Origin of the sequence: Microbacterium aurugineum (assembly GCF_023101205.1) — a bacterium.
GTDB classification, from domain to species: Bacteria; Actinomycetota; Actinomycetes; order Actinomycetales; family Microbacteriaceae; genus Microbacterium; species Microbacterium aurugineum.
In genome coordinates this window covers 1,449,419-1,467,780 of record NZ_CP078078.1, presented here as the reverse complement: position 1 = coordinate 1,467,780, position 18,362 = coordinate 1,449,419, and the positions used below count along the sequence as shown (strand labels likewise).

The window sequence follows — 18,362 nt, the reverse complement described above, 5'->3', positions numbered from 1 at the left end:
CTGCCCGCTGCGCGATGCCGCGCGGGGTTACGACTCGGCGAAGCGTTGACGCTCGGCGTCGATGTCGCGCAGGCGCATGCGCAGCGCACGTCCGCCGTCGGAGTCTGCGGGCACACGCTGCACCGCCCCGAGGAGCTCCTGCTTCTCGGACTCGAGCTGGCGCAGCACGAGTCTGCGGGCCAGGTCTGACACGGTCGCGACGGCCCGCTCCTCGTCGCGCGCAGGGAACGGAGTCATCAGCAGTTCACCGGCGAGCGAACGATACGGCTCACGCACCGCGTTCACCGCCTCCGTCACCCAGCCCGCCCTCGTCCGATCCGGCGCCCCCACCACGGCTTCGCGCACCGCGTCCAGCCCCGGAGTGCGGAACGGCACGGCCAGTGCCCTGCTCAGCAGTGCCTGGTCGACCTGATGCCCGTACTGCAGGGCGCCCATCAGGGCGTCGCGCTCAACGGCCACATCGGGGCTGCGCGGCAGAGTCGCCAGCGTGACCGGCGCCATCACGGGCGCACCCGTCGCCCCATCGACCTGTTGCGGAGCCTCCCGACGCACCGGCGGAGCCATCGAGGCACCGCGGGCCGCGCGCTCGACCTCGCTGCGCACCTCGGTCGGATCCATCCCGAGCCGGCGTGCCAGGACCCGTTCGTAGCCCGGGCGCAGAAGCCGGTCGCGGATCTCCGCCACGATCGGTGCTGCGGCGCGAAGAGCACCGACGCGTCCTTCCACCGTGCCGAGGTCGAAGCCGGCCAGCTTGCGGTCGATCGCGAACTCGAACATCGGCTGCTTCTTGTCCATCAGTCCGCGCACGGCGGCGTCGCCCCGCTGGAGTCGCAGATCGCACGGATCGAGCCCATCCGGTGCGACCGCGACGAAGGTCTGTGCGTTGAATCGATCGTCCTCGGTGAACGCACGCAGCGCCGCCTTCTGACCGGCCTCGTCGCCGTCGAACGTGAACACGACCTCGCCCGAGGCGTTGTCGTCGCCCATCACACGACGCAGCACCTTGATGTGCTCGGTGCCGAACGCCGTGCCACAGGTCGCGATGGCCGTCGTGAGACCGGCCAGGTGGCACGCCATCACGTCGGTGTACCCTTCGACCACCACGACACGTCGAGGATCGCCCCGCGCGATGTCCCGCTTCGCGAGGTCGAGTCCGTAGAGGACCTGCGCCTTCTTGTAGATCGGGGTCTCCGGGGTGTTCAGATATTTGGGCCCGTTGTCGTCATCGAAGAGCTTGCGCGCGCCGAATCCGATCGTCTGACCGGAGACGTCGCGGATGGGCCACACCAGACGCCCACGGAACCGGTCGTAGACCCCCCGCTGTCCGGTCGAGACGAGTCCTGCCGTGCTGAGTTCCTCGCGGGTGAACCCCTGCGCCGTGAGGGCCTTGAGCATCCCGTCCCACCCGCGCGGGGCGAACCCCACTCCGAAGTGCGCGGCGGCACCGGCGTCGAATCCGCGTTCTCCGAGGAAGCGACGGCCGGCCTCGGCGTCCGGCGACAGCAGCTGCGCCCGGAAGAACTCCGCCGCCGCCGTGTTCGCCGCGTAGAGGCGACTTCGACCGCTCGTCTCCGGTGCCGCTCCCCCGTCTTCGTAGTGCAGGGTGTATCCGATGCGTCCGGCCAAGCGCTCGACGGCCTCAGTGAAGCTGATGTGATCCATCTCGCGCAGGAACGAGTAGACATCGCCCGACTCGCCGCAGCCGAAGCAGTGGTAGTAGCCCACCTGCTGACGCACGTGAAAGCTGGGGCTCTTCTCATCGTGGAACGGGCACAGGCCCTTGAGCGATCCCACGCCGGCCGACTTGAGAGCGACCCGCTCACCGACGATGTCCGCGATGTTCGTGCGCGCCTTGACCTCGTCGACGTCGGCCTGCCGGATGCGTGGCATCAGTGCGCCCCTTCGGCGACGGGCCGCCGCTCGGTGTGCGCGCGCGCACCGGGTCGTGCGTGACGCGGGGTCCAGATGCCGACCTCGGCAGGATCGATCTCCCCGACCAGGCGATTGTGCCAGTCGATCGCGCTCTGGTCGGTGAGGCTGGCGATCTGATCGACCACGACCCTCGCACGCTGGGCATCGTCCTCGGCCGCCACGAAGTCCGCGGCGAACGCGGGCTCGAGAACGTCCGAACCGGCGGACCACAGCGCATCCGTCGACCAGAGCGCGTCGGCGAGACGCTTCAGCACCCGCCGCTGCTCCTTGTAGACGCCTTTTCGCGCTTCGATCGTCACGATCGCCTGGCCCATGATCCCCTTCAGGACAGCGATCTCGACCTCGACCACCCGCGGCACGATCACGTGCGCGTTGTAGCGCACGAGTGCGGTCGAACCGTAGGCGTCTTTGGTGGCGGAGACCGACGCGCGGGCGAAGCGGCCGATCAGGTCGCTCGTCAGGTTCTTCAGGCGGGCGAGAGCCTGACGGGAACGGTCGAACGACGCGAGCCACATCGGCTGGGATGCCAGGCGATACAGGGCATCGGCGAGCTCGTCCCTGGTGAAGTCGTATCCGACCCACTGCTGGATGCGTCCGACGAGGGCATCGTGGGCGAGGGGGTCCGCGAGCTGGGCGACATCGACGTAGCCGTTGACGATCGCGTCCTCGAAATCATGCACCGAGTAGGCGATGTCGTCGGAGAGATCCATGATCTCCGCCTCGATGCAGCGCAACCGACCAGGCGCGCCTTCGCGCATCCAGCGGAAGACGGCCTCGTCCTCGGGATACACGCCGAACTTCAGGCGGCCCCCGGGATCCGGCACGGGGCTGTCCACCGTCCACGGATACTTGCACGTCGCGTCGAGGCTCGCACGGGTCAGGTTCAGGCCGACGGAGCGGTCGTCATCGTCGAGGACCTTCGCCTCGAGCCGGGTGAGGATGCGCAGCGACTGCGCGTTGCCCTCGAAGCCGCCGATGTGCTCGGCCCACTCGTTGAGTGCCCGTTCGCCGTTGTGACCGAACGGCGGGTGTCCCAGATCGTGGCTGAGACACGCGGTATCGACGACATCCGCGGAGACGCCGAGTGCCACCGCGAGTTCCCGTCCGACTTGGGCCACCTCGAGCGAGTGGGTCAGTCGGTTGCGCGCGAAGTCCGCCGTGCTCGCGGGGCTCAGCACCTGCGTCTTGGCGGCGAGACGGCGCAGCGCGGCGGAGTGCAGCACGCGAGCGCGGTCTCTGGCGAAGTCGTTGCGCTCGGATCGATGGGTCTCGGCGAAGAAGCGCTCGGCGTCTCGCGCATCGTAGCCGTCGGCGCGAAGCCCGACCGGGGAGTCAGCCGCCACTGTTCTCGATCTCCGCTCCACGCATCATCTCCGAGGCGGAGGACGCGAGCTCGCGCGACTCCAACCACTTGTCCGGCAGCGCCGTGCGCTTGGGGTGTCCTGCCCGTCCGCGCTGGCCCTCCGCGTCCGCGCCGGGGTACGGCGCCGTGTGATCGAGCCGTCCGAGCAGCTCGTCGATCTCCGCCAGGCTGGACGCGGTGGCGAGTCCCGTCCGGATGTCCCCACCGACCGGATACCCCTTGAAGTACCACGACACATGCTTGCGCACATCCCGGCAGCCCCGGTCCTCGTCCTCGAAGAACTCGACGAGCAGTTCGGCATGTCGGCGGAAGGCGTCCGCCACGAAGCCGAGCGTCGCGTCGACGACCTTTCCCTCGCCCCCGAATGCCGTGGCGAGTTCGCCGAACAGCCACGGGCGTCCGAGACAACCGCGACCGACCACGACCCCGTCGCAGTCGGTCTGGGCCATCATCCGCACGGCGTCGTCGGCCGACCAGATGTCGCCGTTGCCGAGCACCGGGATGCTGGTGACGGCCTGCTTCAGCTCGCCGATGGCGTTCCAGTCTGCGTGTCCGGAGTAGAACTCGCCCGCGGTGCGCGCGTGCAGCGCGACAGCAGCCGCGCCGGCATCTTCGGCGGCTCGACCGGCATCGAGGAACGTCAGGTGATCCTTGTCGATGCCCTTTCGCATCTTGACGGTGAGAGGCACATCCCCGGCGGCTTTGACGGCCTGATCGACGATGTCTGCGAACAGCTTCGACTTCCAGGGCAACGCCGCTCCCCCGCCGCGACGGGTGACCTTCGGCACCGGACACCCGAAGTTGAGGTCGATGTGATCGGCGTGGTCTTCGGCGACGATGATGCGCACCGCTTCCGCGATGGTCTTCGGGTCGACGCCGTAGAGCTGGATGGAGCGCGGGGTCTCGGACTCGTGGTGCCTGATGAGTCGCATCGTCGTCTCGTTGCGTTCGACGAGTGCGCGCGAGGTGATCATCTCGCTCACATAGAGTCCGGCTCCGTACTCACGGCACAGACGTCGGAATGCGGTGTTCGTGATCCCCGCCATGGGTGCGAGGACGACCGGCACGTCGAGATCGATCGGACCGATGCGAAGGGGGCGGGCGGCGGTGGCGAGAGTCATGTCGTCTCTATTCTCCCAGACGCGGAGCCGGGAGGGATGCGGCGATCTAAGCTGTGGATATGACCGAATCCTCGCTCCGCACGATCCCGTTCACCGACGCGAAAGGCGAGCAGAAGACGCTCGACGATCTCGGCGCCGATGTGGTGCTGGTCGTGAACGTCGCGTCGAAGTGCGGCCTCACGCCCCAGTACGAACAGCTCGAGGAATTGCAGCGTCTCTACGGTGACCGCGGGTTCACCGTGGTCGGATTCCCGTGCAACCAGTTCTTCGGTCAGGAGCCGGGTTCGGTCGATGAGATCCTCGAGTTCTGCTCGACCACCTACGGCGTGAGCTTCCCCGTCACCGACAAGGTCAAGGTGAACGGCAAGAACGCCGCCGAGCTCTACAAGGCGCTCAAGGAGACCCCCGATGCCGGTGGGAAGGCCGGACGGGTGGAGTGGAACTTCGAGAAGTTCCTCGTGTTGCCGGACGGGGACGTCCTGCGCTTCCGTCCGAAGCAGAAGCCGGACGCCCCCGAGATCGTCAGCGCGATCGAAGCGGCGCTGCCCCGCTAGACCGCGGCGGCCTCCGCCTCGGTCTCCCCGCGCTTCGCCCAGAGATCGCGAAGGACGTTCTCGAACGCGGCCGGCGGCTGCGCACCGCTGATGCCGTACTGGCCGTCGACGACGAAGAACGGCACCCCTTGGATGCCGTAGGCGCGCGCCTGAGCCTGGTCCTGACGCACGGCGGGCAGGTACTGCTCACTCTCCAGCGCCGCACGAGCACGGTCGGCGTCGAGACCGACCTCGACCGCGAGCGCGACGAGATCGTCGATGCGCCCGACATGCTTGCCCTCGGTGAAGTAGGCGGACATGAGCCGCTCCTCCATCTCGTGCTGCAACCCCTCGGCCTTCGCGAAGTGGAGCAGCTCGTGCGCCTTCACCGTGTTGGTGTGCTGCAGCAGATCGAAGCGGTACTGGAGCCCCGCGTCGGCGGCGACACCGGTCACGTTCGCCAGCATCTGCTCGACCTGGTCGCGGGGCATGCCCTTGTGGCCGGCGAGGAAGTCGATCTCGTCCCCGTCGAAGTCGACGGGGGTGTCGGGTGAGAGCTCGAACGAGTGGAACGTGATGTCGACCTGCGGCGCATCCGCGTCGGCAGCTACGGCTTCGAGACCCTTCTCGAGGTTGCGCTTGCCGATGTAGCACCAGGGGCAGGCGATGTCGGACCAGATGTCGATGGAGATGGGTTCAGTCACACTTTCATCCAACCGCATGCGCCTGTGAGCTATTCCGCTGCTGCGGGGACCAGCGGATAGGATTCTCGGATGCTCTCCGTGGACGACCCGCTCCCCTTCCGCCCGCAGAGGGTGCTGGTGGCCGGGGTGTCCGGGTCGGGGAAGACCACACTGGCAGGTCGCATCGCGGAGATGTGGGACCTTCGTCACGTCGAGATCGACGGGCTGTTCCATGGGCCGGGCTGGACTCCGAGGTCGGAGTTCCTCGACGACGTACGCGCCTTCGCGTCGGACGACCGCTGGATCACCGAGTGGCAGTACACGAGCAAGGGCACGGATGCCGTCCTCACCCCGCGCGCGCAGCTCGCGATCTGGCTCGACTATCCGTATCCCGTGGTGCGCAGACGTCTGATCAGGCGCACCCTGGCCCGCGGCGCCCTGCGACGAGAGCTCTGGAACGGCAACCGCGAGAAGGGGCCGTGGAATATGCTCAGCCGCGATCCCGAGAAGAACATCCTCGCGTGGCAGACGGCCACGCTCCACAAGTGGGCCGAGCGCTTCCCCGAGCTGCAGGACGACTTTCCCCACCTCACGATCGTCCGGCTGCGTCATCCGCGGGAGACGGAGCGGTGGCTGCGCTCTCAGGCTGAGGCGTCGGGGGTGTCGATCGCGCCCCCGAAGCGACGGTCGCGCGCCACGTAGATCCCGATCGCCCGCCACAGCTCCTCCCGGGAGAAGTCCGGCCAGAGCGTGTCGAGGAACACCATCTCGGCATAGGCCGACTCCCAGAGCAGGAAGTTCGAGGTGCGCTGTTCCCCGGAGCTGCGCAGGAACAGGTCGACATCCGGCATGTCGGGCACATACAGGTGGCGGCGGACCATCTTCTCGCTGATCGCCTTCGGCTTCACGCGTCCGGCAGCGACATCCTCGGCGATGGCCCGCATCGCGTCGACCAGCTCCACCCTTCCGCCGTAGTTCACGCACATCGTGAGGGTGAGGACGTCGTTGCCGCGGGTCAGCTGCTCGGCGTACTGCAGCTCCTTGATGACACTTCCCCAGAGCCTCGGCTTGCGCCCCGCCCACCGGATGCGCACGCCCCACTCGTTCAGTTGATCGCGTCGCCGGTGCAGCACGTCACGGTTGTATCCCATGAGGAAGCGGACCTCTTCGGGGGAACGCGCCCAGTTCTCCGTCGAGAACGCGTACACGGAGAGGTGCTTCACGCCGGCCTGGATCGCACCGGCGACCACGTCGAGGAGCACCTCCTCCCCTGCCTTGTGACCTTCGATGCGATTGAGCCCCCGGCGATTCGCCCACCGACCGTTGCCGTCCATCACGATCGCCACGTGCTCCGGCACCGCAGCGAAAGCGGGAGGATACACACCGGTCCAGTCCAAGGGACGATACGGAACGGCGTCTTTGTGCGTGTACGGCTTGGGAGTCACCGTGCTCCTTCGGAGGGGATGTCGGACACATGCGCGAGCGAGCGGATGCCGCGCTCCAGGTGCCATTGGGCATAAGCGGAGACGAGGCCGGAGGCTGCGGCCGTGTCGGCGTGCGAAGCGGCATCGATCACGTCCCACTCCCCCGCGAGGAGGGAGCGGAGCAGCGCCAGCGTCCTCTCGGCGACGCGCGGGCTTCCCGCCGGAGCGCAGTTCTCGCACACCACTCCGCCCAGCTGTGCGACGAACCGCGCATGCGGGCCGGGGACGCCGCATCGGGCGCACTCGTCGAGGGACGGCGCCCACCCCGACAGGGACATCACCCGCAGCAGGTAGGAGTCGAGGATGCTCCGTGCTCCGTGTTCGCCGCGCGACAGAGCACGCAGTCCGCCGACGAGGAGCAGGTACTGGTCGGAGGTCGCTTCGGCATCGCTCAGCCGATCGGCCGTCTCCACCATGGCGTTCGCCGCGGTGAAGCGGTCGTAGTGCGCCGCGATGTCCGCGCCGTAGGAGCCGAGCGACTCGGCCTGCTGCACGATGTCGAGCGAGCGTCCCTGGTAGAGCTGCACGTCGGCCACCATGAACGGCTCGAGCTTGGCGCCGAACTTCGACGAGGTGCGGCGCACCCCCTTCGCCACCGCACGGACCTTGCCATGACGTCGGGAGAGCATCGTGACGATGCGATCCGCCTCACCGAGTTTGTGGGTGCGCAGGATCACCGCTTCGTCTCGATAGGTGGGCACCCTTCGATTATCCTCCGTGCGCGAGAATGGACGCGTGACCGAACCGCTCTTCATCATTCCGCTGTGGGCGGACCTGCTCGGCGTCGGCCTGGGCGGGGTCCAGGGTGCGATGTTCGCCTCGGGGTTCCAGGGCCAACGCCGGCTCGACTGGCTCGGTGTCGCCATCATCGGGATCATGATCGGGATGGGCGGCGGTCTGATCCGCGACATCCTGCTCGGGCAGACGCCCGCGACCCTGCAGAACCAGTGGTACCTCGTGACGGCCGGTGGTGCGGCCCTCTTCGGGATGCTGCTCGCCGGCCTCTTCACGCGGCTGAACACCGCGATCGTGGTCCTCGACGCCGTCGTGATCGGGATGTTCGGCGCGTTCGGGACGAGCAAGGCTCTCGCGTTCGGGATCCCCGAGGTCCCGGCCGTGTTCATCGGGGTCTGCGCCGCGGTGGGCGGAAGCGTCCTGCGCGACATGCTCATGGGGTTGCCGACCGCGATCATGCACGTCGGATCCCTCTATGCGGTGGCCGCCGGCGCGGGGTGCACCTTCATCGTGATCGCCGTCGCACTGGGGATGCCGATCACGCTCGCGGCGATCATCGGGATCGCGGTCACCGCCGTCATCCGCGTCCTCGCCGTCACGTTCGACGTCTCCCTCCCGGAGCAGCGCCGCATCTACCGACGCAAGGTCGCCGCGGAGACGGGTGCGATCGCGATCGTGAAGCCCAGCGCCGACCTCTGAACCTCGGCTTCCGGGATGCGGCACGGCAGCAGACGATCAGAGTGATCCGAATGCGAAACGCCCCCGGTACAAGGCCGGGGGCGTTCCACGTCGGAGATCAGACCGCTGCGAGCTCGTGCTGACGAGTGCGGATCGAACGGTTCACACCCGACACGATCGCCTTGAGCGATGCGGTGGAGATATCGCCGTCGATACCGACACCCCACAGCCGCTGGTCGCCGACCTGCAACTCGACGTAGGCCGCGGCCTGCGCGTCGCCGCCCGCGCTGAGAGCGTGCTCGACATAGTCGTACACCGTGATGTCGAAGCCCTGGCCGCGCAACACCTCGACGAAGGCGGCCACAGGTCCGTTGCCGTTCCCCGACACGGCCAGCTGGTCGTCATCGTCACGCAGGACGACATCGAGCACGACGTCACCCGACATGTCGCTGCGGGTCTGCGTGGCGAGCAGCTCGAAGCGCCCCCACTTGGCCGTCGAGTCATCGGCAGGCAGATACTCGTCGTTGAAGATCGACCAGATCTGGTCGGACGTGACTTCACCGCCTTCGGCATCGGTCTTGGCCTGCACGACCCCCGAGAACTCGATCTGCAGCTTGCGCGGCAGGTCGATCGCGTGGTCCGACTTCAGCAGGTAGGCGACTCCGCCCTTGCCGGACTGCGAGTTGACGCGGATGACCGCCTCGTACGAACGTCCGAGGTCCTTCGGGTCGACCGGCAGATAAGGAACGGCCCACTCGATCTCGTCGACCGTCACGCCCTCGGCGGTCGCCCGCGCCTCCATCGCCTCGAAGCCCTTCTTGATCGCATCCTGGTGCGATCCGCTGAAGGCGGTGAAGACCAGGTCGCCGGCCCACGGGCTGCGCTCCGGCACGGGGAGCTGGTTGCAGTATTCGACCGTGCGCTTGACCTGGTCGATGTCGCTGAAGTCGATCTGCGGGTCGATGCCCTGCGTGAAGAGGTTGATCCCCAGAGCCACGATGTCGACGTTGCCCGTGCGCTCGCCGTTGCCGAACAGGCATCCCTCGATGCGGTCGGCACCGGCCATGTAGCCGAGCTCCGCGGCCGCGATCGCGGTGCCGCGGTCATTGTGCGGGTGCAGGGAGAGGATGACGTTCTCGCGGTGGTTCAGGTGCCGGCTCATCCACTCGATGGAGTCGGCGTAGACGTTCGGAGAAGCCATCTCGACGGTGGCCGGCAGGTTGATGATCACCTTGCGGTCCGCCGTCGGCTCGAACACCTCGATGACCTGGTTGCAGATGTCGACCGCGAACTCGAGCTCAGTACCCGTGTAGCTCTCGGGCGAGTACTCGTAGTACACCTTCGTGTCGGGGATCGTCTTCTCGAACTTCCGACACAGGCGCGCTCCTTCGAGCGCGATGTCGATGATGCCCTGCTTGTCGGTGCGGAAGACGACCTCGCGCTGCAGCACGCTCGTGGAGTTGTAGAGATGCACGATGGCCTGCTTCGCACCGGCGATCGACTCGTAGGTGCGCTCGATGAGGTGCTCGCGGGCCTGGGTCAGCACCTGGATGGTCACGTCGTCCGGGATCAGGTTCTCTTCGATGAGCTGACGGACGAAATCGAAGTCGGTCTGGCTCGCCGACGGGAAACCGACCTCGATCTCCTTGTAGCCCATGCTCACGAGCAGCTCGAACATGACCCGCTTGCGCTCCGGCGACATCGGGTCGATCAGAGCCTGGTTGCCGTCGCGGAGGTCGACGGCGCACCAGCGGGGAGCCTCGGTGATTCGGGCGTCCGGCCAGGTGCGGTCGGGCAGGTGGACGTTGATCTGCTCGTGGAACGGCCGATACTTGTGGATCGGCATCGCGGACGGGCGCTGAGTGTTCTGCATGATGGGGCTTCTTCTCTTCGTCGAAATGAACGGGCCAACACAAGCGCCGCGACGAGGGAGGCCCTAGCTTGAGGACTCGTCGCGGCAGCTAAGAAGAAGCAGACCGCCGAAAGGCATGTCGTCATGCTAGCAGGGAACACGCCTCCACTTCGACGGATCTGAGACGATTGCGCGCCGCGCGACACTTCCCGCACATGAGCACATCGCTACGTCCTCTGGCCCTCGCCGCGGTATCCGCCGTCGGTCTCCTCTTCCTCGGCGGTTGCGCGTTCGTCCCCGGACCCGCGGCGGCACCCACGAGCACCACGGTTCCGTCCGATCAACGGCTGGAAGAGGCGCACCCCGCGCCGCCGGAGGGGCGTGTGGTCGGGGTGGGCATGGTGCTGGACGCGAGCGGGGACGTGCAGTTGTGCCTGGGGGCGATCCTGGAGTCCTACCCGCCGCAGTGCCACGGCGTGCCGTTGGACGGCTGGACCTGGGACGGCGTCGAAGGCAGCGACGACAGCGGCGAGACGACCTGGGGCGACTATGCGGTGTACGCCACCTACGACGGCGAGCGACTCACCCTGACCGATCCGCCGATCATGGCCGCACTGTACGACTCGATCGCTCCGGAGGATCCGACGGGAGGAGTCGACGGCGCGACTCCCGAGGATGAGCTCGCACGGGTCCAAGACGACATCGCGGCACGCCTCGGCACGGAAGCGGTCACGGTCGGGACGGATCGCGGATATGTCTGGGTACAGGTCGTCTGGGATGACGGCACGATCCAGGAAGCGATGGACGCCGAGTACGGAGAAGGAGTGGTGGTCGTCAGCTCCGCACTTCGCGAGACCGACTGACCTCCGGGATCAGAGCCAGCTTCCCTCCGGGGTGTCCCGTCGCCAGGAGGCGGTGGGCGTCTTGGGCTCCCTCGAGCGGGAAGGTCTGCGCGAGGGGCACCACGAGGTCGCCGTTCTGGGCCAGCGCGATCAGCTCTCGCCGCACCTCGTCGCGGAAGCGGGCACTGGCCGGCAGGGAACCCGCGATCGCGAGGAACCCTGCGGCCGCGGCGCGACCGGGGGCCGCGATCGTGACGATGCGGCGAGGGGCGGACACGAGAGCGAGCGACACGTCCACGGCCTCGTCCGTACCGACAGCATCGAGTGCCGCCGAGATGGGCCCCGCCGCCACCTCTCTCACGCGATCGGCGAGCCCCGTGCCGTAGCGGACAGGTATGCCGCCGAATCGGGTCACCTCATCGAAGCGGTTCTCGCTCGCCGTACCGATGACACGGATGCCTCGCAGCCGGGCCTGTTGCAAGACGCTCACCCCGACCGCGCCTGAGGCACCGTGGAGGAGGATGGTCTCCCCTGGCGTCGCCCCGGTGACCGCGAGCATCTCGGCGGCCGTGGTGCCCACGAGCAGCAGGTTCGCCGCCTCCGGATGCGAGAGGGTCGACGGTTTCGCGAACACCTTCTCTGCGGGAACGGTGAGTGCCGTCGCGTATCCGCCCCGCACCCGGAAAGCCACGACCTCATCGCCCTCCGACGCGGTCCCGGAGCCGATCCGCGTGTCCGGTCCGATCGCGATGATCTCACCGGAGACCTCGTAGCCGATCGGGACCGGGAGAGCGGAGTCGGACCTCGCCGCGGCGACGTGTTTCGCGTCGGCCGGGTTCACCCCCGCGGCGCGCACACGGATCGTCACCTCACCCGCCGTCGGTGGCGGAAGGCTGACGTCGGTGAACTCCCATGCCTCGGGCGAGCCCCACGACGTCGCGACCCAATGTCGTGCTTCGAGGAGCTTCTTCGACGTCGACATCGGCGGACTCGCTCAGGCGGCGCAGCGAAGGTTGTTCACGGTACCGGACACGTTCGCCCAGTTTCCGGCGCTCACCGTCTTCAACACGGTGGCACCGTTGCGTGCGTAGACGTATCCGGCACTGCGCGCATTCGCCACGGACCGCACGGTGAAGCTCGGCGGCACGGTGCTGACTCCGCAGCCTCCGAAGGAGAGCGACGCTCCGGCCAGGGAGAGCGCGTTGTATGCGCAGAACCTGGCGGTCGCACAGCTCCCGACGGAGCGCGCCGTCAGGTCCGATACCGACGGCACGCTCAGAGCCATGTCCAGCGCCGGCCACACGGCGTGAGTCGCATCGACGATCACACCACCGGGGACGTCGTCGAGTATCGCCGCGACCAGCGGATCGACGTCATGATCATCGCGCGCCGAAGCCATGGTCGGCACCGCTCCCCACGCCAGGACGGCGCCGAACAGGACGGCCGCCAGCACGGTGCGGAGCTTCATCGGACGGTGTCCGCATCGAGGTCCCACATCCGGTAGGAGATGATGGCGCCCGCGGAGAACACCCCGTCGTCCTTCAGCACCGTGCGTTCGATGCCGACGATCCGACCGGTCTCGCGCGACACCAGGATCAGGTCGCTCACGGACCCGTCCGGTGACAGGACGCGGATGCCGGACACCGGTCGGCCCAGTCGATCCGTCGTCGTCCCGAGAGCTTCGCCGCCGCCCGTCTCCGCGAGCAGAACGAGCAGTTCCTCGTGCTGCGCGTCGGTCAGCGTCCACTGGTCGAGCGCCGTGGTCATCGCCGTCTCCACGTCGAAGGCCGTCGGATCCTCCGGCATGCCGAACGCGCGGAGCATGGCGACCATGTCCTCGCCGGTCTCGCCGGGAACCGTCTTCCACGGGGTCTCGAAGTCGCCTTCTCCCATGATCAGATCGGTGACGACCTCGCCGCTGCTGGTGACCTCGGCCCCATTGCTGGCGACCGCGTCTTCCGGATCGTACGGAACGCCCGCGATGATGATCATCCGTCCGGAGCCGTCGGGCTCCCAGGTGAGCGTCGACAGTTGGGGGACGACGGTCGTGGTCTTCGTGTCGACCTCGACCGAGAATCCCCACGAGGCCGTCCTGACCGTGCGCGAAGGAATCGAAGGCCCGGTCGAGTTCGCGAGGGCGACGCCCGCCTCATCGACGATCTGGGCGACGGTCGACGAGCCGCTGAAGTCGAGCGGCGACGGCGTTCCGGCGACGGCGGCACCCTGCGGTGCGAAGACGGCGAACGCCAGCGCCGCGGACGCCGCGACCGCGGTGAGACCGCCGGCCCACCCGAGCGTGCGCGCGCGACGTCGTTTCGGAGCACGCGTCGTGCGGAGGATGCGATCGCGGGTCGCGAGTGCCCGTACATCCGGCGACGCGTCACGAGGCGTGGAAGCAGGGTCGGCGTCGGTCAGCATGCGCTCGAGCACCGCGTTCTGCGTCATCACCCGTCATCACCCCCTCCCAGGCCCAGCTCCGCACGCAGGCGATCCTGTGCTCGGCTCAGCCTCTTCCGCACGCGGAACTCGGAAGCGCGCAACAACTGCGCGATCTCCCCCACCGCGAGTCCATCCCAGTACGTCAGCATGATGATACGCCGTTGTTCCTGAGTGAGGACACCCAAAGCACGGATGACTTCGAAACGACCCTGTCGGCCGGATTCCTCGTCCTCCCCGAAGACCCCCTGATGCACGGCCTCGAGCGCACTGTGCGGCATCGACTTCGGTCCGACACGCGCACGCAGGTGCCGGTCGGCGACGCGGAGCAACCAGACCCGGCCGGGTGGACGAACAGGCCGGAGCCGGGTCCACGCGCTCAGGAAGACCTCCGAGACGATCTCGGTGACTTCCTGGTCATCCGCGACGACTCCTTCGATGTGGTGCCGCACAGCTGCCCAGTGCTCATCGAACACTCGGATGAAGACCTCGTCGCGCAGCGGATTCGGGTCTTCGCTGCGATCGTTCATGTCGCCGGGGTCGGCGGCCTTCCCGCCGCCATCGACGTGTGACCTGCTCGCATGTCAGAAGCCGAGTCTGCCGAGTTGCTTCGGGTCGCGCTGCCACTCCTTCGCGACCTTGACATGCAGGCCCAGGAACACACGGGTGCCGAGCAGTTCTTCGATACCGGTACGGGCACGAGCTCCCACCTCGCTGAGACGCTTGCCCTTGTGACCGATGATGATCGCCTTCTGGCTATCGCGTTCCACCACGATCGAGGCGTGCACGTCGGTCAGGTCGGTGCCCTCGCGCGGCGCGATGTCGTCGATCACGATCGCTATCGAGTGCGGGAGCTCGTCACGCACTCCTTCGAGCGCTGCTTCGCGGATCATCTCGGCGATGCGGTCCTCCTCGGACTCATCTGTCGTGATCCCCTCCGGATACAAGGCGGGGCCCTTCGGCATCAGCAGCAGGATCTCATCGGAGAGCACATCGAGCTGATCGCGGGTGAGTGCCGAGAGCGGGATGACCGCTGCCCAGTCCTCACGCAGAGCATCCACCTCGAGCAGCCTCGCGGTGATCTCGTCACGCGCCGCCGCATCGGTCTTCGTCACGATCGCGATCTTCTTCGCCCGCGGGTAGCCGTCGAGCGAAGCCGCGATCCGTCGATCCCCCGGGCCGACCTTCTCATTGGCCGGGACGCAGAATCCGATCACGTCGACGTCACCGAGCACCTGCTCCACGAGGTCGTTCAAGCGTTCGCCGAGCAACGTGCGCGGCTTGTGGATCCCCGGGGTGTCGACGATGACGAGCTGCCCTTCCGGGCGGTTCACGATGCCGCGGATGGCGCGCCGTGTCGTCTGGGGTTTCTCACTGGTGATCGCGATCTTCTCACCGACGAGAGCGTTCGTCAGCGTCGACTTGCCGACGTTGGGTCGACCGACGAACGTCACGAACCCGCTTCGGGTTTCCTCAGTCATCGTCTCGCTCTCCTTCATCCTGCGTCGCGACAGGTTCCCCTGCCGCCCGTTCCACGAACACCGTCGCGATCCCGCGACCACGACCACGAGATGCCCCACCCGTCAGAACCAGCCCTGCCACGGTGGCCGTCGCGCCGGGCTGCGGAACCTGTCCCAGCGCCTTGCCGAGCAAGCCGCCGATCGAGTCGACGTCTTCATCCTCGAGCTCGAGGCCGAAGAGATCACCCACGTCTTCGAGGGAGAGACGCGCGCTCACGCGGTATCGTCCGTGACCGAGGTCGACGAATTCTGCGGATACCTGATCGTACTCATCCGAGATCTCTCCCACGAGTTCCTCGATCAGGTCCTCCAGCGTCACGAGCCCCGAGATTCCTCCGTGCTCGTCGATCACCAGGCACACGTGCACGGCGTCGCGCTTCATCTGCTGCAGCAGGGTCTCCGCGCGCATGGACTCCGGCACGAAGGTCGCAGGCCGTGCGATCGGCCGGATCGACGCGGCCCGCCAGGCGCTGTCATCGCGATACGCGAACTGCACGAGGTCCTTGAGATACAGAACGCCGACGACGTCATCCGCGTCATCATCCACGACCGGCATCCTCGAGACGCCGCGGTTCAGGAACAGCGACATTGCCTCGTCGGTCGTGGCGGTCGCATCGACCGTCACCATCTCGGTCCGGGGCACCATCACGGCGCGGACGAACTGATCGGTGAAGTCGAACACCGAGTGGATGAGGTCGCGATCGTCTTCCTCGATGAGGTCGTTGGAGGCGGCCTCGTCGACCATGCTGAGCAACTGATCCTCACTCGTGAAGGAGCTGCGACCGGTGCCCGGCGTGACCCTGTTGCCCAGCACCACGAGAGCCTGGGCGAGCGGGCCGAGGATGATGCGGAGGCCGCGCACGATCGACGCGGTCCGGCGGATCATGCCTTCGGCGTGCTGGCGGCCGAAGGAGCGCGGACTCGCACCGACGAGCACGAACGTGATCGCCGTCATCAGCACCGCGGCGGCGAGCATCGCCCACCAGTTGTTGTCGATGAGGATCGTGAACGCGACCGTCACGAGGACGGCTGCGGTGACCTCCGCCAGCACGCGGATGAAGGCGACGGCGTTGACGTGCGCATCCAGATCGGCGGCGATGCGTCGCAGAGCCTTCGCTTTGCGCCCCTCATTCGCCATATCGGCGAGACCGACGCGGGAGGTGACACCGTACGCGGCATCGATCGCGGCCATGAGACCGCCGAAGGCGACCAGCAGGACGGCTCCGATGAGCAGGAGGACGGCCGTCATCGGCGGCGTTCGGACGCGGCGAAGCCCTGGATCAGCTCCTTCTGCAGTCCGAACATCTCACGCTCCTCGTCGGGTTCAGCATGATCGAAGCCGAGGAGGTGGAGCAGCCCGTGCGTGGTGAGCAGGATGAGCTCGTCCATCAGCGTGTGCTTCGCCGCCTGAGCCTGTGTCTCGGCCACCTGGGGGCACAGCACGATGTCGCCCAGCAGTCCGGGAGCGGTCGGACGGTCCTCGGTGCCGGGACGGAGCTCGTCCATCGGGAAGCTGAGCACGTCGGTGGGACCGGGCTCGTCCATCCACTGCACGTGAAGCGCCTCCATGGCACCCTCGTCCACGAGGACGATGGCGACCTCGGCATCCGGGCTGACGTGGAGCTGCGCGAGGTTGTAGTCCGTGAGCCGCTGCAGCACGGTCTCGTCGACGTCGATGGCCGACTCGTTGTTGATCTCGATCATGAGAGTCCTCGTTTCGGCATGCGGTCCCGCGGTCCGGGGCGCTGCGCCCCTCGGCGGTCGGCCCTGTTGGCGAACTCGGCGGCCTGTTCGCGTTCGAAGCGCTGGGCGGTGCGCTTCTCGTCGTACTCGCTGTATGCGTCGACGATGCGGCCGACCAGCGAGTGCCGCACGACGTCGGCGCTGGTGAGCCGCGCGAAGTGGATGTCGTCGATACCGTCGAGCACACGCGTCACGAGTCGGAGACCAGACGAGCCCTGCGGGAGGTCGACCTGGGTGATGTCGCCCGTCACCACCATCCGCGTGCCGAAGCCGAGACGGGTGAGGAACATCTTCATCTGCTCGGGCGTGGTGTTCTGGGCCTCGTCGAGCACGACGAAAGAATCGTTCAGCGTGCGCCCGCGCATGTACGCGAGCGGAGCGACCTCGATGGTCCCCGTCGCCATCAGACGCGGGACGATCTCCGGGTCCATCATCTCGTTGAGGGCGTCGTACAACGGCCGCAGGTACGGGTCGATCTTGTCGGTGAGCGTGCCGGGAAGGAACCCGAGCCGCTCCCCCGCCTCGACCGCGGGCCGCGTGAGGATGATCCGGGTGACCTCCTTGCGCTGCAGCGCCTGAACGGCCTTCGCCATCGCGAGGTAGGTCTTGCCGGTACCGGCGGGACCAATGCCGAAGACGACCGTGTTCTCCTCGATCGCGTCGACGTACTCCTTCTGGCCGAGGGTCTTCGGACGGATCACCTTCCCGCGCGTCGTCAGGATCGCCTCACCGAGCACCTCGCTGGGCCGCGGTCCCCCCTCCTGACGCAGCATGCGTGCGGAACTGGAGACGTCGCTCGGAGCCAGATCGTGCCCGGCCCGGGTCATTGCAAGCAGCTCCTCCACGAGCGCCTTCGCCTTCCCGACCGCGTCGGTGTCACCGCTGAGGGTGATCTCGTTCCCGCGGACGAGCACCTGGACGTCAGGATGCTCCCTCTCGAGCATCCGCAGCAGACGGTCCTGCGGACCGAGCAGCTGCACCATGGCGACTCCGTCGGCATAGATCGTCTCGACGGACTCGGGAGGCCGGCCGCCCAGGCTGCGCTCCTGCGGTTCGTGATTCTCAGGCACCGACACTCTTCTCAGTCAATCCTCCGGCCAGCACATGCGCATGGACGTGGAAAACGGTCTGTCCGGCACCGGCGCCGGTGTTGAAGACGAGGCGGAAGTCGCCGTCGTCGCTGTGCTTCGCAGCCAACTCCGTGGCGAACGCGACCATCTCGGCCAGGAGCGACGGGTCTCCGGCAGCGAGTTCGGTGACGTCGCGGTAGTCGGCGGACTTGGGTACGACGAGCAGGTGCACGGGAGCCTGCGGAGCGATGTCCCGCAGCGCGAAGACCCGCTCCGTCTCCCCGAGGATCTCGGCAGGGATCTCCCCGTTCAGAATGCGCGTGAAGATCGAGGGTTCCGTCATGTGCTCAAGTCTACTGATCGCGGCATG

20 protein-coding genes are annotated in these 18,362 nt (G+C 67.4%); 4 read left to right on the top strand and 16 right to left on the bottom strand.

Translation table 11 applies throughout. The features are described from left to right. Positions 1-27: 27 nt before the first annotated feature. Genes dnaG through dusB form a run of 3 tightly spaced genes read right to left on the bottom strand, consistent with a single transcriptional unit; the run spans position 28 to position 4,416 of the window. Entirely contained in the window at positions 28-1,890 is a 1,863-nt protein-coding gene (gene dnaG / locus KV397_RS07125; RefSeq protein ID WP_131491184.1) for a DNA primase, read from the bottom strand. Beyond that, positions 1,890-3,275, bottom strand: a complete 1,386-nt coding sequence (locus tag KV397_RS07120; RefSeq protein WP_261812525.1) for a deoxyguanosinetriphosphate triphosphohydrolase — start codon at positions 3,273-3,275, stop codon at positions 1,890-1,892. The genes dnaG and KV397_RS07120 overlap by 1 nt, the downstream gene beginning before the upstream one ends. Beyond that, positions 3,265-4,416 (bottom strand): tRNA dihydrouridine synthase DusB, encoded by a 1,152-nt coding sequence (gene dusB / locus KV397_RS07115; protein WP_261812524.1) that lies wholly within the window; start codon positions 4,414-4,416, stop codon positions 3,265-3,267. The genes KV397_RS07120 and dusB overlap by 11 nt, the downstream gene beginning before the upstream one ends. Before the next feature lie 59 nt (positions 4,417-4,475). Here dusB and KV397_RS07110 point away from each other — a divergent pair, with 59 nt between their 5' ends. Beyond that, positions 4,476-4,970 carry a glutathione peroxidase gene (locus KV397_RS07110; RefSeq protein WP_047519974.1) on the top strand — a complete coding sequence of 165 codons (495 nt, stop codon included), beginning with the start codon at positions 4,476-4,478 and terminating at the stop codon, positions 4,968-4,970. Here the strand turns inward: KV397_RS07110 and KV397_RS07105 are convergent. Further along, entirely contained in the window at positions 4,967-5,653 is a 687-nt protein-coding gene (locus KV397_RS07105) for a DsbA family oxidoreductase (protein ID WP_047519972.1), read from the bottom strand. The two genes, KV397_RS07110 and KV397_RS07105, sit on opposite strands and share 4 nt — an antisense overlap. 69 nt (positions 5,654-5,722) lie before the next feature. Between KV397_RS07105 and KV397_RS07100 the strand changes: the two genes are divergently transcribed. Further along, positions 5,723-6,334, top strand: a complete 612-nt coding sequence (locus tag KV397_RS07100; protein ID WP_261812523.1) for a P-loop NTPase family protein — start codon at positions 5,723-5,725, stop codon at positions 6,332-6,334. Here the strand turns inward: KV397_RS07100 and KV397_RS07095 are convergent. Next, positions 6,274-7,077: an isoprenyl transferase gene (locus tag KV397_RS07095; protein ID WP_131491188.1), complete on the bottom strand. Its 804-nt coding sequence runs from the start codon at positions 7,075-7,077 to the stop codon at positions 6,274-6,276. The genes KV397_RS07100 and KV397_RS07095 overlap by 61 nt on opposite strands. Continuing rightward, complete coding sequence (gene recO, locus KV397_RS07090) at positions 7,074-7,817, bottom strand: DNA repair protein RecO (protein WP_047519966.1); 744 nt, start codon at positions 7,815-7,817, stop codon at positions 7,074-7,076. Before recO ends, KV397_RS07095 begins: the two co-directional genes overlap by 4 nt. A gap of 34 nt (positions 7,818-7,851) precedes the next feature. Here recO and KV397_RS07085 point away from each other — a divergent pair, with 34 nt between their 5' ends. After that, positions 7,852-8,550 (top strand): trimeric intracellular cation channel family protein, encoded by a 699-nt coding sequence (locus tag KV397_RS07085; protein WP_047520132.1) that lies wholly within the window; start codon positions 7,852-7,854, stop codon positions 8,548-8,550. A gap of 97 nt (positions 8,551-8,647) precedes the next feature. Here the strand turns inward: KV397_RS07085 and leuA are convergent, their stop codons facing one another. Continuing rightward, a complete protein-coding gene (leuA, locus tag KV397_RS07080) occupies positions 8,648-10,402 on the bottom strand; it encodes a 2-isopropylmalate synthase (protein ID WP_261812522.1) in 1,755 nt (584 codons plus the stop codon). A gap of 194 nt (positions 10,403-10,596) precedes the next feature. On the opposite strand from leuA, the gene KV397_RS07075 reads away from it, so the two are divergent. After that, positions 10,597-11,244: a hypothetical protein gene (locus tag KV397_RS07075; RefSeq protein ID WP_261812521.1), complete on the top strand. Its 648-nt coding sequence runs from the start codon at positions 10,597-10,599 to the stop codon at positions 11,242-11,244. Here KV397_RS07075 and KV397_RS07070 read toward each other — a convergent pair. The 9 genes from KV397_RS07070 to KV397_RS07030 form a co-directional block, all read right to left on the bottom strand. Further along, on the bottom strand, positions 11,216-12,205 hold the full coding sequence (locus tag KV397_RS07070; protein ID WP_261812520.1) for an NADP-dependent oxidoreductase: 990 nt from the start codon (positions 12,203-12,205) through the stop codon (positions 11,216-11,218). The two genes, KV397_RS07075 and KV397_RS07070, sit on opposite strands and share 29 nt — an antisense overlap. 12 nt (positions 12,206-12,217) lie before the next feature. Further along, positions 12,218-12,691 (bottom strand): hypothetical protein, encoded by a 474-nt coding sequence (locus tag KV397_RS07065; RefSeq protein WP_261812519.1) that lies wholly within the window; start codon positions 12,689-12,691, stop codon positions 12,218-12,220. After that, complete coding sequence (locus KV397_RS07060; protein WP_134351385.1) at positions 12,688-13,668, bottom strand: hypothetical protein; 981 nt, start codon at positions 13,666-13,668, stop codon at positions 12,688-12,690. Before KV397_RS07060 ends, KV397_RS07065 begins: the two co-directional genes overlap by 4 nt. Beyond that, the gene (locus KV397_RS07055; RefSeq protein ID WP_261812518.1) at positions 13,668-14,189 is read right to left on the bottom strand and encodes an RNA polymerase sigma factor; all 522 of its coding nucleotides are present in this window, start codon (positions 14,187-14,189) and stop codon (positions 13,668-13,670) included. Before KV397_RS07055 ends, KV397_RS07060 begins: the two co-directional genes overlap by 1 nt. Before the next feature lie 54 nt (positions 14,190-14,243). Continuing rightward, on the bottom strand, positions 14,244-15,158 hold the full coding sequence (gene era, locus KV397_RS07050; RefSeq protein WP_407665282.1) for a GTPase Era: 915 nt from the start codon (positions 15,156-15,158) through the stop codon (positions 14,244-14,246). Beyond that, positions 15,133-16,428 carry a hemolysin family protein gene (locus KV397_RS07045; protein ID WP_047519951.1) on the bottom strand — a complete coding sequence of 432 codons (1,296 nt, stop codon included), beginning with the start codon at positions 16,426-16,428 and terminating at the stop codon, positions 15,133-15,135. The genes era and KV397_RS07045 overlap by 26 nt, the downstream gene beginning before the upstream one ends. After that, entirely contained in the window at positions 16,425-16,883 is a 459-nt protein-coding gene (gene ybeY / locus KV397_RS07040) for an rRNA maturation RNase YbeY (RefSeq protein ID WP_047519949.1), read from the bottom strand. The genes KV397_RS07045 and ybeY overlap by 4 nt, the downstream gene beginning before the upstream one ends. After that, complete coding sequence (locus KV397_RS07035; protein ID WP_261812662.1) at positions 16,880-17,905, bottom strand: PhoH family protein; 1,026 nt, start codon at positions 17,903-17,905, stop codon at positions 16,880-16,882. The genes ybeY and KV397_RS07035 overlap by 4 nt, the downstream gene beginning before the upstream one ends. Before the next feature lie 79 nt (positions 17,906-17,984). Continuing rightward, positions 17,985-18,335, bottom strand: coding sequence for a histidine triad nucleotide-binding protein (locus KV397_RS07030; protein WP_232761720.1), 351 nt, complete (start codon positions 18,333-18,335; stop codon positions 17,985-17,987). Between the last annotated feature and the right edge of the window lie 27 nt (positions 18,336-18,362).

Coding starts and splice junctions, on each gene's coding strand:
- dnaG (WP_131491184.1), bottom strand. CDS start 1,890: ATGCCACGCATCCGGCAGGCCGACGTCGACGAGGTCAAGGCGCGCACG.
- dusB (WP_261812524.1), bottom strand. CDS start 4,416: ATGACTCTCGCCACCGCCGCCCGCCCCCTTCGCATCGGTCCGATCGAT.
- KV397_RS07110 (WP_047519974.1), top strand. CDS start 4,476: ATGACCGAATCCTCGCTCCGCACGATCCCGTTCACCGACGCGAAAGGC.
- KV397_RS07100 (WP_261812523.1), top strand. CDS start 5,723: ATGCTCTCCGTGGACGACCCGCTCCCCTTCCGCCCGCAGAGGGTGCTG.
- leuA (WP_261812522.1), bottom strand. CDS start 10,402: ATGCAGAACACTCAGCGCCCGTCCGCGATGCCGATCCACAAGTATCGG.
- KV397_RS07075 (WP_261812521.1), top strand. CDS start 10,597: ATGAGCACATCGCTACGTCCTCTGGCCCTCGCCGCGGTATCCGCCGTC.
- KV397_RS07070 (WP_261812520.1), bottom strand. CDS start 12,205: ATGTCGACGTCGAAGAAGCTCCTCGAAGCACGACATTGGGTCGCGACG.
- KV397_RS07065 (WP_261812519.1), bottom strand. CDS start 12,691: ATGAAGCTCCGCACCGTGCTGGCGGCCGTCCTGTTCGGCGCCGTCCTG.
- KV397_RS07060 (WP_134351385.1), bottom strand. CDS start 13,668: ATGACGCAGAACGCGGTGCTCGAGCGCATGCTGACCGACGCCGACCCT.
- KV397_RS07055 (WP_261812518.1), bottom strand. CDS start 14,189: ATGAACGATCGCAGCGAAGACCCGAATCCGCTGCGCGACGAGGTCTTC.
- era (WP_407665282.1), bottom strand. CDS start 15,158: ATGAAGGAGAGCGAGACGATGACTGAGGAAACCCGAAGCGGGTTCGTG.
- KV397_RS07045 (WP_047519951.1), bottom strand. CDS start 16,428: ATGACGGCCGTCCTCCTGCTCATCGGAGCCGTCCTGCTGGTCGCCTTC.
- ybeY (WP_047519949.1), bottom strand. CDS start 16,883: ATGATCGAGATCAACAACGAGTCGGCCATCGACGTCGACGAGACCGTG.
- KV397_RS07035 (WP_261812662.1), bottom strand. CDS start 17,905: ATGGTGCAGCTGCTCGGTCCGCAGGACCGTCTGCTGCGGATGCTCGAG.
- KV397_RS07030 (WP_232761720.1), bottom strand. CDS start 18,335: ATGACGGAACCCTCGATCTTCACGCGCATTCTGAACGGGGAGATCCCT.